Raw genomic sequence first — 15,401 nt, 5'->3', positions numbered from 1 at the left:
GCCGATGGGGCGAAGTAGAGTCCAGAGCTCGCTCCTTCCCGTTTGGTAAAGGAATTCCCATGAACTCCACCGGCTTGGCGTCGGCGCCGGTTTTCGACCCGGCCGCGGCCTACCCGGAAGCCGGTGTGCTGAGGTCCGCGGCGGAGGCGGGCGACTGGCCGACCGTTTCGGGCTTTTTCGCCCGGTTCACCGAGCCGGACGAACGCAGTTTCGGCGTGAGCATCACCATGGCGGTCCCGGCGGCCGAACCGATGCTCCGCGCCGTCGTGGAACGGGAACCCCGCGCCACGCTGGCCCGGGTACTGCTCGCCGCCCAGCTCGTCCAGCGGGGGTGGACGATCCGTGGCTCGGGCCGGGCCAGCGGGGTCAGCCGCGAGCAGTTCGCCGCCCTGCACGACCACTTGCGGCAGGCCGAGCAGCTGCTGATCGACGTCACCGCCCGCGAACCGGAGAACGAGACGGCCTGGTGGCTGCGGCTGACCACCGCGCGCGGGCTGGGACTGGGCCAGAGCGAGGCACGGCGCCGCTACGACCGGCTGACCGCCCACCACCCCGGTTTCCTGGCCGCGCAACGCAACCTGCTCCAGCAGGTGTGCCCGAAATGGGGCGGTTCCTGGGAAGCCGCGCACGCGTTCGTCCGCGAATGCACGACCGCCGCGCGTCCCGGCGGCCCCCAGGGCGTCCTGGTCCCGGAGCTGTACCTGGAGCTCGGCGCCAAGGCGGGCGACGACTACCTCCGCCAGCCCGCCGTGCGGGAAGAGATCATCGCCGCGGCGTCGGCGTCGGTGCTGCACCCCGCCTACCGCTCGCGGTTCGGCTGGGTGGCCGGGCACAGCACGTTCGCCATGGCGTTCAGCCTGATCGGCGACCTGCCGCGCGCGGCCGTGCACTTCCGCGCCCTCGACGGGCACGCCAGCGAACTGCCCTGGCAGTACCTGCCCGACCCGGTCGCCGCGCACGCGCAGCACCGCGCCCGCGCCCTCGCGAAAGGCTGAACCATGCTGTCCACCTTCGAGGTCGACGGGGTTCCCGCCGTCGCGGTCAAGAGATCCGGGCCGCTGAGCGCCGGCCTGGTCTTCCGCGTCGGCCGGGCCGACGAGACCCTCGCGACGGCCGGCGTCACGCACCTGGTCGAACACCTCGCGCTGCACCGGTTCGGGGTCGGCGAGCACCACTTCGGCGGCGCGACGGCCGCCGACCACACGTACTTCGAAATGGCGGGTACCGAAGCCGAGGTCGTCGCGTTCCTCGGCAGCGTCTGCGCGTCGCTGAACGAACTCCCGATGGACCGGCTGGAGACCGAGAAGTCGATCCTGCGCACCGAAGAGGCCCGCCGCGGCGGGGGTGGCCTGCTGTTGCGCCACCGCTACGGGGCGCAGGGCTACGGGCTGGCCGACTACCTCGAGCTCGGCCTCCCCCGGCTGGGCCCCGCGGAGGTCGCCCACTGGGCCCGGACGTGGTTCACCCGCGAGAACGCGGCGCTCTGGATCGCGGGCGAGCACGTCCCGGCGGGGTTGCGGCTGCCGCTCCCGGCCGGTGTCCGGCGGCCGGTACCCCCGCGGCCCGCCATCCTGGGCGACGGACCGGCCTACTTCGCCCACGGCGAAGGGAGCGTCGGCTTCAGCACGGTGGTGCGCCGGGGCCCCGCGGCCCAGGTCTTCACGAAGGTCCTCGAACGCGAGCTGTTCCGCGAGCTGCGGCAGGAAGGCGGCTACTCCTACCAGGTGTCGACGGCGTACCAGGTCCGCGGCGACGGCTTCGCGGAGATCTACGGGCTGGCCGACGCGCTGCCGGACAAGCAGGCCGCGGTGCTCGGCGGCGTCGTCGACGTCCTGGCCCGGTTCAAGGTCGGCCGGATCGACCCCCGCGACGTCGAAACGGTCCGCGCGCAGGCCGAATCCGCGCTCTACGGCGAGGACGCGGAGGTGGCGCGGCTGCCCGAGCACGCGGCCGCGCTGCTGTCCGGCGCGCCGGTCCCGACCGCCGAAGCCCGGATCGCCGAGCTGCGGGCGGTCGGCCCGGCCGAGGTCCACGCCATCGCCGTCGAGGCCGGCGCGTCCGTGCTGCTGCGCACGCCGCACGGCCGTTCGGCGGACTGGGCCGGATACCGGGCGGTGCCCGGGTTTTCCCCGGCCGCGGTCGCGGGAAACCGCTTCCCGGCGCACAACAAGGCGGACGCGGAGCTGGTCCTGGGCGCCGACGGGTGCAGCGTGGTGACTGCGGAAGGCGTGTCGACGGTGCGGTTCGCCGACTGCGTGGCCATGCTCGCCTGGCCCGACGGCGGCCGCCGCCTCATCGGCACCGACGGCCAGTCGGTCCAGGTCGAGCCGACGCTGTTCGCCGGCCTGTCCCCGGCGGCAACCGCCACGGTCGACGCGGCCGTGGGTCCCCATCGGACACTCCCCCAGGCACCGCGTCAGCCGCAGGAGGTACCGGCCCCGGCAGCCCGGCCGGCGGCGTCACCGCAGAAACGCGCGTCGAGGGTCCTGTTCATCGTGGCCGCGCTGTTCGGCACGATCGCCCTGCTCGCCACGGCGGGCATGGCGATGGACCCACCCGACGCCGGCGGCTGGGTCGGCGCGGGGTGCCTGTGGCTCCTCTGCGGCCTGTTCGTGTTCACGGCGATCCGGCGACGGCGGATCTGAACGCCGGCGCCGTGTGCGGGAGTGCCACCGCGAGGGGGCACTCCCGCACCGTGGTCAGCTCAACGTCAACGCCGTGTCGTCGATGCAGAACGACGTCTGCAGGGACGAGTCCTCGGCACCGGTGAAGGTCAGCGTCACCGTCTGCCCGGCGAACGCCGACACGTCCACCGTGCGCAGCTGGTAGCCGGTGGCCTTGTCGAGGTTCGAGTAGGACGCGAGCGTCGTCGAGCCCGCCTTGACGGTCAGCTTGTCGTACTGCGTCGTGGTCGTGGTCTCGGCCGTGTCGATGTGCAGGTAGTAGGTCAGCGTCGCGTGGCAGCCGGCCGGGATGGCCACCGACTGCGACAGGGTGTCGGTGTGCGTGCTGCCGTAGCCGTCCAGGTAGGCCAGGTGGCTGCCGGCGTGCGGGGCCTCACCGGAGGACGAATCGGTGATCACGCCGCTGGTCGCGGTCCACGAACCGCTGCCCTCGAAGCCGGGGTTGCCCAGCTTCTGGCCGGAGCAGCCACCGCCGCCGGACGGGTTGATCGTCCAGCTGAACGTGGTGCTGCCGGTGGCCCCCGAAGAGTCCTTCGCGGTCGCCGTCACCGACGAGGTGCCCGCGGTGGTGGGGGTGCCGGAAATCAGCCCGGACGTGCTGATCGACAGCCCGGCGGGCAGGCCGGTGGCCGTCCAGGTGTAGCCGCCGCTGCCGCCGGAAGCCGACAGCTGCAGGCTCGCGGCCGTCCCGACGGTGCCGGTCTGGTTGCCGGGGTTGGCCGCCGTGACCGGGCCGGGACCGGAACCGCCCGCGGTGAACGCGGCGGTGCCGTTGGGGGTGCCGAGCCCGGTCGGGCCGTCCCAGCCGGCGCCGGCGTTGCACTGCACGGTGACCGAGCAGCTGCCGTTGCTGCCGGAGGTCACGTCGTTGAGGTTTCCGGTGTGGGAGTAGGGATACGCGGCCGGCGTGTCGGACGCGCCGGGCGTGCCGGCCAGCGCGTAGACCGAGGCGATGATCGGCGAAGAGGCGCTGGTGCCACCGTAGACGGCCCAGCCGCTGCCGCCGTAGGTCTGGTAGACCGCGACGCCGGTCTGCGGGTCGGCCACGGCCGAGACGTCGGCGTTGGCGCGCTTGGCACATCCGGTGGTGACGTTCTGGAACGACGGCTTGGCCACGCTGGTCGAGCAGCCGCTGCCGGCGCCGCTCCACGCGGTTTCGGTCCAGCCGCGGGTGCCCCCGCCCTGGGTCAGCGACGTGCCGCCGACCGCGGTGACGTACTGCGACGACGCCGGATAGCTGATGCCGTAACCGGAGTCGCCGGTGCTGGCGGTGATCGCGACGCCCGGGTGGTGGAAGTAGCTGGAGTCCGAGCTGTTCTCGGTGCCGTCCTCGCTGCCGCCGTAGCTGTTCGACACGTACTTCGCGCCCATGGCGACCGAGGTGTTCACCGCGGTGCCGAGGTCCGCCATGCTCGGCTGGTTCGCCTCGACGAGCAGGATGTGGCAGTTCGGGCAAATCGCCGAAACCATGTCCACGTCGAGGGAAATCTCACCGGCCCAGCCGGAGTCCGCCGTGGGCAGCGGGCTGGTCTGGCCGTTTTCGTTGACCTTCTTGAAACAACCGTTGGCGGTGGTGCAGGCCGGCAGGCCGTACGTCGACCGGTACGTGGCGAGGTCGGACTCGGCGTTCGGATCGTCGTTGGAGTCCACAATGGCCACGGTGGCGGACGAGCTGCCACTGGCGGTCAGGTTGTAGGCGGAGCGCAGACCCGAGGGACCGAACCCGCTCGGCAGGGCGTTCGGCGCGAGGAAGGCCCGCATCGTGTCGGTCTGGCGTTCGGCGAAACACGTTGCCATGCCAGGCTTTGCCGTCTGGGCGCAGACACGGGCGGTGGGATGCACGACGGCCGCGGAGGCGGTGCCGGCTTGTACTGCGGGCATGATCAGTGCCAGCGCCGACAGACCGGCGACGGCGAGGATTCTTCGGGGTGAACGGGACACGATCCCTCCCAGAGAGATGCATGCGAACGGGTTTGACCCATCGGTCGGTCCACTGTCTACCCGGCGCGATCGCGCCCGGGTAGCGACCTTCGGACGGTGACGCGAAGTCGCGAGCCAAGCCTCCGGAAAAGCGACCGAATGGAGCACGAACCAATCGGCTATCTCATGACGCTCGCCGGCAAAGGGGACGAATCCGAAACCGGAAAGGACATACTTTAGTCGGGGGAACCTGCGGTCACCGCTTCACGGACGAACTGCGCGCCCACCCAGGAGTCCGCCCGGCCACCCGACCTTGCAAGCGCTCGCCTCGATCGACCAGGACGGCGACCCCGCGGACATCCGCGACCGCATCCAGGCATCGAGTTCCCTCGGCGTCCCACGGTCCACTGTGGGCGAACAGCGCCGTCGGCCCACCGCCTCGCGACCGAGTCCTCGTACGTCAGCCCTGCCGGAGATTGGCGATCACGAACTGGGCCATCGTCGCGACACCACCGCACCGGTCCTCGTCCCAGTAGCTCCCGGGCAGATTCTTGCCGGTGACCTCGAACGTCAGCATCTGGTCGTCGGTCACCTGAACCGAGACCGAGCACTCGTCCATGTGCCCGAACTCGTGGTAGACGACTGCCGGGAAACCCTCGATCGACGTCTCGGACCACGGTTCCAGCTCACCGGAAGTCTTCAAAGTGGACGCCGACAGCTCCGTGAGGGTTCGCGGGCTTTGCACCGGCTTCAACGCCGAGAACGGTGCGCCCAGTGGCAGCGTCCAGGAGCACCCGAAGGCGGGTAGGGTGTCCCGCCGGTTGGCCCGGACCTCGTTCGGCGGGTCGGACACCACGGCGGCGGCCTGCTCCTTGGTCAGCAGACTGCACGCGTCGGAGTCGAACTTCGCGAGGTCGAGGGGCCGATCGACCTGCGTCAGCGGCAGGGGCGCACCGGTCTGCGGCGGAGCCGGGGGCTGGGCCAGCACCCGCTCCGGCGTTGCCGCCCCACAGCCGCCGAGCACGCTCACCGACATGACCACCGCGCAGGTCAGGATCAAGGGCCTCATGCCGGCGCCGCCGTCGGGTCGATGCGCCACTGCTTCTCGTCACCGATGCCGGAGTTGCCCGGCAACTCGGGGATGCCGGGGAAGTTGGTGTTACCTTGCGCCAAGGCGACGGCCTGCCTGTGGAACCCGCCCAAAGTGCTCTGGGCCTGCGAGAACAAGCCGTTGATCGACGAGACGAGCGTGCTGAACGCGTCGAAGACCGCATCGAGGACCTCCTTGGACGTGAACACGTCCACGATGGGAATCGTCGAGGTCGCGATCGCGATGATCGTCTTGTAGCCCAGCTTGCCGAGTGCGACAGCGCACGTGCCGATGAACTCGATGGCCTTGCTGTAGGTCGAGATCACGCAGTCGGCGATCTGCGCCAGGATTCCCGAGAGGCTCGAGACGACGGACTGCTGCCCGGTCAGCGCCTTCCCGGCATGCCCGGCATAGACGTTGAACTGGGAGGCCCCGCGGCCGTTCCACGTCCCGGCCACCGCCTGCACGGCGTTGTCGATGTCGTCACCGGCGTTGGCGAGCGTGCGGTTTTGCGCGAACTCCATCGCCAGGTTCTGCACCTGGACCGCGTTACCCAGCACTTTGTTCCGGACGTCTGCCAGCAACTGGAGGATCTCGCCCCGGCCGAGCATCTCCGCGATCCTGGCGATCTTCCCGGCCGCCTCGTCGGGAAAAGGCTGGGGCGGCGCGGCCGGGATCGGCGGGGGAACCGTCGGTGTGGTCATGATCGGTTCAGCCCCGCTCCGAGGTCACGCAGTCGCCTGAAGTCGGCATCATCCTGCGTTTCGTAGTAGTCCGCGGCCTTGTCCAGCGCCTCGCCGAGCCGCTCCAGCTGCATCGCGCCCTTGGCGGACTTGTCCCGGATGTGGGCGACAGCCTCGTTGAACGCCCGTACGACACCCGCCGCCACGCCGAGCATCCCGACGTCGTCGTCGCGCAGGACGATCTGCGCCAGGTCCTCGTTGCCGAACGCCACGACCTTGTCGCGCGCGGCGTACACGTCATCGGTCGCGGCCCGCAACGCCTCCGGGTAGACCTCGAAGCTCGAACCCGCGACGGCGTTGCCGAGGGGGTTGAAGCTGCCGCTGCTCATCGGACCTCCCGCGCTGCCTCGTCGACCATGCTCTTTCTCCGGTCCGCGGCCGCCGATTCGGCGTTGGTGATCGCACGCAGGACGTGCGCGGCCAGGCTGGCGCCGTTCTGCCCGGCGACGGCGTCGCGGGCGAGGTCCACGGACACCAGGCCGCCCAGTCCGTCTACGGTCACCGAACCCAGACCTGCCTCGATCGCCAGGACCAGCGGCAGGCTTTCCCCTGCCTTCGCCGCCTGCTCCACCGCCGCGACCCGCGCGTCGATCTCCCTGGCGAGGTTGAAGAGCCTCTCTTCGCTGTTCACCACCGAGCACCTTCGGATTCGGATCCGTCGTCGGACAGGAAGTCGAACTCCTCGAAGCTTTCGTCCTCGTCGGGCTCGGCCGACCGCCGCGCCGGCTCCGGTGACATCGGCCGGTCATCGGAGATTTGCTCCGGGCCTTGCGCAGCCGGCGGGAGAGGTTGTTTGCCGAACAACGCGTTCAGCTGCGGCAGCGACGCCGCCCCGGCAGCGGTTCGGGCAGTTCGGACGGCTTCGACGATGCCGAGCCCCACCTTCTGCGCATGTGCCCCGTACAGCGCCCGGTCCTCGATCCGCAGGTCGACCAGCTTGCCCTGACCCGTCACGACCGCGGTGACCAGCTGGTCGGCCGAGCGCCCGGTGTGCCGGGCGCTCGCCAGCCGCGCGTCCAGCTCACCGGCCTGCCGGCGCATCAGCCGCGGATCCCGGTTCGGTGCGATCACTGGCGCATCACGGCGTCACACATTCCCGCTCCCCTCTCCAGTCCCGTCAAGTGACGGAACGTGCCCCGCCGGGTACCCTACTGCCGCTTCGAGCCGACGCAAGCACGACTCTCGAACGCCGGTCGAGGCCTGGCACCGGTACGAAGCGCCGGCCGTCTTGAGCGGTCGACCCGGCGCAATGCGGTACACCGTCCCCGGCAGCGGGAGGTCTCCCCGGATCAGCCGACTTAGGGCCCGCTTCCCTGCGGCTTCACGGGACCAGCCCCCTGCCCCAGCCTCCGGAGACTTACCCTCCGCACGCACACGCTCACGCTGTTCGAACTCGATCGACACCGGAGGCGGCGTGTTTGACCGACCCATCCCTCCGGTCGCGCCTCCTCCCCCAGCGACCCCGCCGACCGCAGACCTGTTCCAGGGATTCGCGCAGCGGCCGCCCCTAGCACGGCTGCTGCTCCAGCCAGCAACTGCCAACAGCCGGCCAGCCGAGTAGAAGGCAATGAAGATCGAGATCAGGGCGGACAAGACGCTGAGGTGCTGGACCGGCAACTGGGCCTGCCCGCCAACGGCATGGGTGCCAGACACGGCCACGAAAGAAGGCACCGCTTGGATCGCGTGTGGAGTTGACCGCGAAGCCGAATGCGTCGACCCACACGATCGCGACCAAGGTCCCCGCGGTAAACACGACCAGATTGCCACCAGCGGCCAGGGACAAGAGCCCCCCGACCACGAGGCCGCAGATGGATGATGAATCCGGGTAATGCTGCCCAACCCCGTACCCACAACATGCAGTCACCATAGCAACGCAGACAGTGGTAATCATGTCGAAATCCGCACTTCGACCAGCCCTTCTCCTGATCAGCCCAAAGTGCGGTCGGCGTCCGCATCGCCGGGCAGGTTCGGGAAGCCGGTGACCTGCCAGCTCCGGACACCGGCACGTCGGTCGGCGTAACAGCGTGGCGGCAACTCCCGATCCATCTCCGAACGAGTCAACTGGAGACAACGATGGGTCTGCTCTACAAGCTCTTTATGCCGAAATCCGTCAAACGTGTAAGGCGCAAGGTCACCCGGATCTCCCACCCGGTACGGACGGCGAAACGCGCAGTTACACCGCGAGCCGTCAAGGCCGCGATGAACCCCATCGGCTACACCAAGGGCGCGGTCGAGAACCAGATCGTGCGAGCAGTGAAAGGCAAGGGGACTTCGACGCGTTCCGGGCCGACCGTGACCTGCCAGCACTGCGGGACCCGAGCCAACGGAGTCATGTGCCCCACGTGCCGGCGTCGCATGCGGCCGAAGGCGGGCTGAGTCCTGCGGCACGGTCAGCGCTGCGGTCGCGCCGGCGGCAAGTCTTGCCCGGTCTGCTGGTACACCAGCAGACCGGGCACGCAACGTGCGGCTTCATGAGGCAATTGAGTGTCCGACGGGTTGATCTGTAACCCACCCTAGAATTTGCCACGGACCTGCAGCTTGAGTGATCCGCCACCGAGCGCAGGTCACCTTCCGCACCACCGAGCGTTGACACCTCGCACGGGTCTGCTCAGGGTGCCGCTGCCGATGTGTTTGCGCTGTCGTGAACGATCTGTGCCGGGCTGCACAGGACCTGGTAGTGGTCGAGGCCGAAGCCGGAATCGACGGGTGACGGCGACTGCCCCAGGACGACTCCCACCACTACACCGGTGAGAAGTGTCCAGAAAATGAGCCAGATCAGCGTGCTGACCGAGCATAAGACCTTCATCTCGTTCTCCCGGTTTTCGACCACGATCGTCGGATGACATGGACGGAGGGCATCGCACCTGCCCCCCTAAGTGCGGTGGTGCGGGCATCAGACCCGCACCACCGACTGTGCTCAGGGCAGGTAGTACGCGGGGTCGCACTCCCATGTCTGCGGACGTGGTGTCGCCGCGGTGCCAGGGGTGTTCAGGTTGTGGTCGTTGATCCACCCGTACGAGTTCCGGGAACGGTCGTACGCGTGGTACCAGAGGGTGTTGCGATAGGGTCCGGCGACACCACCGAACGTGTAGCACCCCAGATCGATTGCGTCACCGGTTGCGAAGCCGATGCTCGACGCGTGATCCCAGTTCGGGAAGTTCCGCCAGGCGACGGTGCCGGCCGCGTCGACCGCGGAGAACACGGCACCGCTGTAGTTGTCGTCGCCGACACCGTACCCGGACGTGTCGTTGCAGATGCCGGTCTGCGGCTGTGGCGCGGTGGCCGTGCCCGGTGTGTTGAGGTAGTGGTCGTTGATCCATCCGACGGCGTCCGTCGTCTCATCGTAGGCGGCGTACCACAACGTGTTGCTGTACGGGCCGGCCGGACCGCCGAACTCGTAGCACGAAAGTTCGACGATCTGCCCGTTGACGAATCCGCCGACGTCGCCGACGTCATTCCAGTTCGGCGAGTTGCGGAAGCTGACCGCGCTCGGCGCACCCACCACCGTCCATCGGTCTCCGGCCGCTGCCGGATGAGAGCCGGGTGCGACGGTCGTCGCGGCCTCCGCCTGCACTGCTCCGCCGAGCAGCGCCGCGACGGCGGCGGTCACCGTCGCAGCTCTGGCTGCGGTCAGACGTGTACTCATGTTGGCTCCTGCTGTTCTCGTGGGGTTTCGCGGCGTCAAGCCGCAGCGCAGAGCAACTGCGCCCACTCAGAAAACAGCTCACTGGAGGTCACAGGTAGTGACGCTGAGTTGCTCGTGCGAGTTCGTACAGCCTCGAGATCTCCGAGGAGACGTCCGTACACGTCCGTACATACGGCGTGACCGTCCGATCCCGCTTTCACGGGTTCCAGCCCGGCACCGGGCGACCGCTCTGGGCCGGGCAACTCAGCGCCGCCGGTACGGTCAGAAGTCTCGGCCCCGTCATGAGGCGGGCGTACTTCTCATAGGCCTGCTCATGATCCAGGTCGTAACCACAGACGAGTACTCGTAGCCGAGTCGCCAGGCCGGCCGCCCTGATGGCCGGAAAGTAGGTTCCTCGGATCGACTCGTAGTCGTCGGTCGCCGTCAGAGTGCCGGCGACGACAACGAGCCGATGATCCGTTCCCGGCATGCCAAGCCACCAAGCGAGAACGTTCGACGCATCGACTTGTGGTGCGGAATCGCACGATCCATTGAAGTCCTCGGGAGAACCCGGGTCGTACATCACGATGTAGTCGATGTCGCGAGCCACTGCTGGAGCGTGCGAACGAAGGTAGCCGAGCGCGTAGATCGGCCCCAGCCGGCCCAGGCTCCACCCGGCCAACCGCGTGATCCGGTATCCCCCGAAAGCGACCGCGGAGGCATCGGGTTGGCAGGACTGCTGCCCAGGCCACCTACCGTCGAAAGTCCCGTCGACAGTAAGGACGCGAGCTGCTCCGAGAGACTGTGCGGTTTCCGCGCCGGCGTGCCCGACACCGGAGTAGAAAACGACGTTTTCGATGATTCGATCCTGCCCGGCGGCCGCTTCCCCGGCGACCCCGCAGGTCAAGAACAACGCGGTCGCCACTCCTGTCGCGGCCAAGCTTCGGATCTTCATGGTTCTCCCGTCTCCCGCGACGCATTGCGGCTTGTGCCGCTTCAGGACAGATTTCGCCACTCGAAGAGCCGGGGTTACTCTCGATGGCCGAGCGCGGAGATGGTCGTACACATTCGTACACCATCGGATTGGATCGATCACGGGCACGGAGGCAGGTAGGGGCGGCCGGGTACGTACTTTTCCCACTCGCTCCGACTGATCGGCTCACCGGCGGCCGAACAGATCCAGCTCGCCAGTGTTTCGGGGTCGGTGGTCCACAGCCGGACGGATCGGTCGTGACCACCTGCGGCGAGCGTCCGGCCGTCCGGTGCGAAGGCGACGGTCAAAACGCCCTGCGTAGGGCCGGTGAGCGTAGCCAGCCGGCGAGGGGCGCTCGGAGTCGACACATCCCAGAGCCAGACGGTGTTGTCCGTGCTCCCGGTGGCCAGCGTGCCACCCGTCGGGTCGAACGTCAGTGAGTAGATGTATCCGACCGGGCCGGTGACCGGTCGGCCGAGAGCGGCCGGATTTCGCGGATCACTCACGGACCACAGCCGCACTGTGTTGTCGGCGCTGCCGGCGGCCAGAGTACGCCCGTCGGGACTGAACGCGACCGAGTAGGCGGCGGCGCTGAATCCTCCCGATACGGACAAGAGCTGTGGATGGGCCCGATCACGGATGTCCCACAAGTAGACTTTGCCGTTTTCGGCGACGGCCGCGAGCAGCAGCCCGTCGCCGCTGAAGGCCGCCTGATAGAACTTGACGGCATCTGGTGGGCTGACCCTCGACAGCGCGTGAACCGACCCTGTCTCGGAAAGCGCCAACAGGGCCACGGCTCCATCATCCGCGCTGACCGCCAGAAGTTTGCCGTCGTGGCTGAGGTTGACCGACTCCACGAGTTCTTGGCCCGTGCTCGCAGCGAACGGCGGTCCCGCTAGCCGCGGCCCGGCCGGGTCCGAGATGTTCCAGATTTGGACGGTGCCATCACTGCAACCGACGACGAACAGCCTGCCGTCCGCTGTCAACGTTCCGGAGCCGGAAAACCGGCCTGCACTCGGATCGTCGACGACCGTGGTTCGCAAAGTCGGGCGAAGCCGATCCTTCACGTTCCACACCGTCAGCGTATTGCCGTCCGACCCTGGCCCCACGGCGAGCTCAGTGCCCGTCGCGTCGAAGCTGACTGCGAAGATGGAGTCGCGTGCGCCGGAAATGACCGGCCCCGGCACGTTCCACCGGCGCACCACCCCTTCATCAGAGAGAGTCAGCACGACACCCGGTGCAGCGAAGGCCACGCCGATGACCGGGTTCGGGTGCGGTAGCTGCCCGATCGGACGCCCGGTCGCCACATCGAACAACCACAGCAGACTGTCCGAACTTCCGGCGGCAACGATGGCGCCATCCGGGCTGAAAGATACCGAATTCACCCAGCTGGCTGGACCGGTGAGGGGTGCGCCTACGGGAACGGGACGAGCCGCATCGGAAACGTCCCACACGTAGACGTCGTGCTGGGCACCGGTCCCCGCGGCCAGCCGGTGGCCGTCGGCACTGAAGGCAAGCGAAAAGATCCTGCTCGCCGACCCACGTGGGCTGCCAGCCAAAACCGGCACACCGTCGTCGACGACGTGCCCGAGCACCACGGTTCCCTGGTCGGTTCCAGCTGCCAGAGTCTGTCGATCGGGAGACCAGCTCACCGACGTGACAGGCCGGCCCGAGGGCACATGCAAAGTCTTGGGCGGTGCGGAGGTCCGGAGATTCCAGATATACAGATCCCCCTTGTCGGTTCCAGCCGCGACCAGACGACCATCAGCAGAAGCCGCGAAAGACTCGATCGCCCCGACGTAGCCGGACAACGAACCAAGGTCACGTGGCCGAGAAGGATCGTCCAGGTTCCAGAGATGAGGGGTCGCCTGGCCTCTTTGGGTGACCAACAGCTTGCCATCATCCGCGAGGGCGACCGTCGAAACGGCCAAGCCGGCCTTCCCTGCCACACCGACCGGGATCAACTTTTGTGCGTCATCAGCGCGCCAAAGTTCGACCACGCCGCCCGTCGTCCCTGCAGCGACGAGTCCGCCCTGACGTGCCACGGCAACCGCTGTCCCGGCTCCGGAAGCGGGTTTTGCCCGGGTGGCGGGCGCCACCGCTGACATGTTGAGAAGACTTGACCTGGCTTCGGCAGTCGGAGCGATCCGATAGCCGGCGAGTGCAAGTTGCATGGCCAACGGCACGTCCTTGGCGCGGAGCCGATCAGCCTCATCCGCCACGAACCGGGAGAGCGACTCGGTGTTCTCCTTACTGGCATTTTCCCGGTCGTGCTCTGCAGTCACCTGCACCTGTCGCGCGTACGCGCCGACCCCCAATGCGGCAAGGACCAGGACGACGAGCACGGCGACCACCTGGTTCCGCTGCCGAACACGGCGGCGAGCGCGCTGCCGTTCGTTGTGCTGCCGCTCCAGGCTCGCATCCAGAAACTCCTGTTCAACCTCGTTCAAGCGCAGTTCTGCCGCCTGTTGGGCAGACCGTTCTCTGGCTACTTCGAGGGCCCCACCGCGGTAGAGGAGATCAGGATCGCGCCCTGCCTCCTGCCACGCCGCCGCCGCCTGCGCCAGGTGCCGATGAATACGCAGCCCGACCTCGTCCGCTTCCAGCCATCCGCGCAGGCGCCCCCACGCCACCAGCAGGGCCTCGTGGGTGATCTCGATGGATTGCTCGTCGGCGGACAGCAGCCGAGCCTCGATGAACTGGTCGACCACCCGCTGGACTTCGTCGGTCTCGGTTCCCTCGCCACGCCCGGAGAGTTCCTCACGCCGAATCCGTCGACGAACCGGCACGGCATCATCGCTGGTGAGCACGAGGCGGAGAAACAACCTACGAGCCGCTTCACGCTGCCCTGCCGTATCGAGGCGACCGTATGCATCTTCGGCCGAACGGGAGATCGCTTCGTGGATGCCGCCGGTCGAACGATAGTTGGCCAACGTCAGTCTTCGACTGGTTGCTTGCTCGTACGTGGCCAACAAGGCGTGCGAGAGCAACGGCAGTGCACCGGCTTCGTGGCCGGCGCTCAGTCGCCGGGTCCCAGCCGGAGCGATCTCCTCCAACAAGAGATCGACCAGCCCCTGCTCGAAGCTCAACCTTGCTTCTCTGGCCGGGCCGGTGATCGCCTCTGCGAGTTCCTCGCGGCTCATGGGTCCGACGATCAACTGTGCCCGCTGAAGTCCCACTCGAAGCTGCGGAATCTGGAGGGCTCGGGCGTAGAAGTCCGCGCGCATACCGAACACGACCGCTACCGGGCGCGAGCCGTCTCCGTCCGCGGGATCGGGGCGGCCGACTGCGGCGCACAGCGCGTCGACGAAGCTTCTCCGCCGAGACTCGTCCGAGCACTGCGTGAAGATCTCCTCCAGCTGATCGACGACGACCAACAGGCCTCTGTGCCTGATCCCAGCGGACACGTCCGCTTCGTCCACAGTTCGAAGCAGGGCACCGAACTGCTCCGGTTTCCCAGCCAAGGCCGACGCGAATTCCTGGATGCGGCAGCTTGACACGTTCGCAGCTTCGCGCGCGAGAACGTCAAGTGGCCGCGGCCCCGGCTTCAGAACCAGACAATCGTAACTGTCCGAGAACCGCGGGATCATTCCCGCGCGAAGAAGTGAAGATTTTCCGGACCCCGAGGGCCCGACGACGACCACAGGAACCGATTCGACCTCCGCTCGCTGAACCAGCGAGCACAGTTCACCCGACAGCGCCGACCGTCCGCAAAAGTACCGCGCGTGCTGAGGTTCGTAGAACGCAAGTCCCCGAAACGGCGAGGCGTCGTCCCCCGGCCGCGGACCAGGCGGGCGACGGACGACGTGTAGCGCCCGCAGCCACCGCTCGACGACAGTCGGATCATCTTCGCCACAAGCGTGGAGCACCCCTTCGAACACAGTCGACAGCTTCGGCGTAGGAAGATGACTTCCGCTGAACCAGCCTCCGAGCGTGGAAGACGGGACAACCTCGCCCGTTTCCTCCTTAAGTTTCTCCGCCAGCCCGCGAATCGAGAGCCCGGCCTGATCACGAAGAGACGTCAACGCCTCGCCGAAGTCCGACGGAGACGCGATCTCGAGCGGATCGGGACGCGGCTGACCGGAAGATTTCGCTCCTTGTTCATCCACGACCGGATCACTCTCCCCAATGATCAAATCGACCGCACGAGCCACTAAATGGCGAGCTAGCGTAGCACGAAATCACCTCATATTTCGGCACGACAGGTATCGAGTCAGCACGCCAGCCAAGAGACGACAAAACATGGACAATTTGTGAGCCAGCTTGTCACAGTCGCAAAGATCATTGACGATCGGGGTTTCCTCGGAGGAGTTAGCGCACCACTCGACCGGACGGACGACGCCGGTCGTCTCCTCCTCCGCGCTGG

At 67.9% G+C, this 15,401-nt stretch carries 12 protein-coding genes; 2 read left to right on the top strand and 10 right to left on the bottom strand.

Annotated features, from left to right (window positions below; translation table 11 throughout):
* The first annotated feature begins 59 nt into the window (after positions 1–59).
* Together ACWEN0_RS21135 and ACWEN0_RS21130 are read left to right on the top strand one after the other, a co-directional pair.
* Positions 60–995, top strand: coding sequence for a hypothetical protein (locus tag ACWEN0_RS21135; RefSeq protein ID WP_451975820.1), 936 nt, complete (start codon positions 60–62; stop codon positions 993–995).
* A 3-nt stretch (positions 996–998) separates the two neighbouring features.
* Positions 999–2,645, top strand: a complete 1,647-nt coding sequence (locus ACWEN0_RS21130; RefSeq protein ID WP_451975817.1) for a M16 family metallopeptidase — start codon at positions 999–1,001, stop codon at positions 2,643–2,645.
* A gap of 54 nt (positions 2,646–2,699) precedes the next feature.
* Here the strand turns inward: ACWEN0_RS21130 and ACWEN0_RS21125 are convergent, their stop codons facing one another.
* From ACWEN0_RS21125 to ACWEN0_RS21080, 10 genes are all read right to left on the bottom strand, one after another.
* On the bottom strand, positions 2,700–4,625 hold the full coding sequence (locus tag ACWEN0_RS21125; protein ID WP_451975814.1) for a putative Ig domain-containing protein: 1,926 nt from the start codon (positions 4,623–4,625) through the stop codon (positions 2,700–2,702).
* Positions 4,626–5,064: 439 nt separating this feature from the next.
* On the bottom strand, positions 5,065–5,673 hold the full coding sequence (locus tag ACWEN0_RS21120; protein ID WP_451975812.1) for a DUF3558 domain-containing protein: 609 nt from the start codon (positions 5,671–5,673) through the stop codon (positions 5,065–5,067).
* The gene (locus tag ACWEN0_RS21115) at positions 5,670–6,398 is read right to left on the bottom strand and encodes a hypothetical protein (RefSeq protein WP_451975809.1); all 729 of its coding nucleotides are present in this window, start codon (positions 6,396–6,398) and stop codon (positions 5,670–5,672) included. The genes ACWEN0_RS21120 and ACWEN0_RS21115 overlap by 4 nt, the downstream gene beginning before the upstream one ends.
* Entirely contained in the window at positions 6,395–6,766 is a 372-nt protein-coding gene (locus tag ACWEN0_RS21110; RefSeq protein WP_451975806.1) for a hypothetical protein, read from the bottom strand. The genes ACWEN0_RS21115 and ACWEN0_RS21110 overlap by 4 nt, the downstream gene beginning before the upstream one ends.
* Positions 6,763–7,068, bottom strand: a complete 306-nt coding sequence (locus ACWEN0_RS21105) for a hypothetical protein (RefSeq protein ID WP_451975803.1) — start codon at positions 7,066–7,068, stop codon at positions 6,763–6,765. The genes ACWEN0_RS21110 and ACWEN0_RS21105 overlap by 4 nt, the downstream gene beginning before the upstream one ends.
* A complete protein-coding gene (locus tag ACWEN0_RS21100) occupies positions 7,065–7,508 on the bottom strand; it encodes a YbaB/EbfC family nucleoid-associated protein (RefSeq protein ID WP_451975800.1) in 444 nt (147 codons plus the stop codon). The genes ACWEN0_RS21105 and ACWEN0_RS21100 overlap by 4 nt, the downstream gene beginning before the upstream one ends.
* A gap of 1,537 nt (positions 7,509–9,045) precedes the next feature.
* The gene (locus ACWEN0_RS21095) at positions 9,046–9,267 is read right to left on the bottom strand and encodes a hypothetical protein (RefSeq protein ID WP_451975797.1); all 222 of its coding nucleotides are present in this window, start codon (positions 9,265–9,267) and stop codon (positions 9,046–9,048) included.
* Between the two features lie 87 nt (positions 9,268–9,354).
* Positions 9,355–10,047 carry a hypothetical protein gene (locus ACWEN0_RS21090; RefSeq protein WP_451975794.1) on the bottom strand — a complete coding sequence of 231 codons (693 nt, stop codon included), beginning with the start codon at positions 10,045–10,047 and terminating at the stop codon, positions 9,355–9,357.
* A 232-nt stretch (positions 10,048–10,279) separates the two neighbouring features.
* On the bottom strand, positions 10,280–11,017 hold the full coding sequence (locus tag ACWEN0_RS21085; protein WP_451975792.1) for a hypothetical protein: 738 nt from the start codon (positions 11,015–11,017) through the stop codon (positions 10,280–10,282).
* A 137-nt stretch (positions 11,018–11,154) separates the two neighbouring features.
* A complete protein-coding gene (locus tag ACWEN0_RS21080) occupies positions 11,155–15,189 on the bottom strand; it encodes an nSTAND1 domain-containing NTPase (protein WP_451975789.1) in 4,035 nt (1,344 codons plus the stop codon).
* Between the last annotated feature and the right edge of the window lie 212 nt (positions 15,190–15,401).

This window comes from Amycolatopsis sp. NPDC004378, from assembly GCF_053602455.1.
The sequence above is the reverse complement of the archived record's forward strand: the minus strand, read 5'-3'. Positions and strand labels throughout refer to the sequence as shown.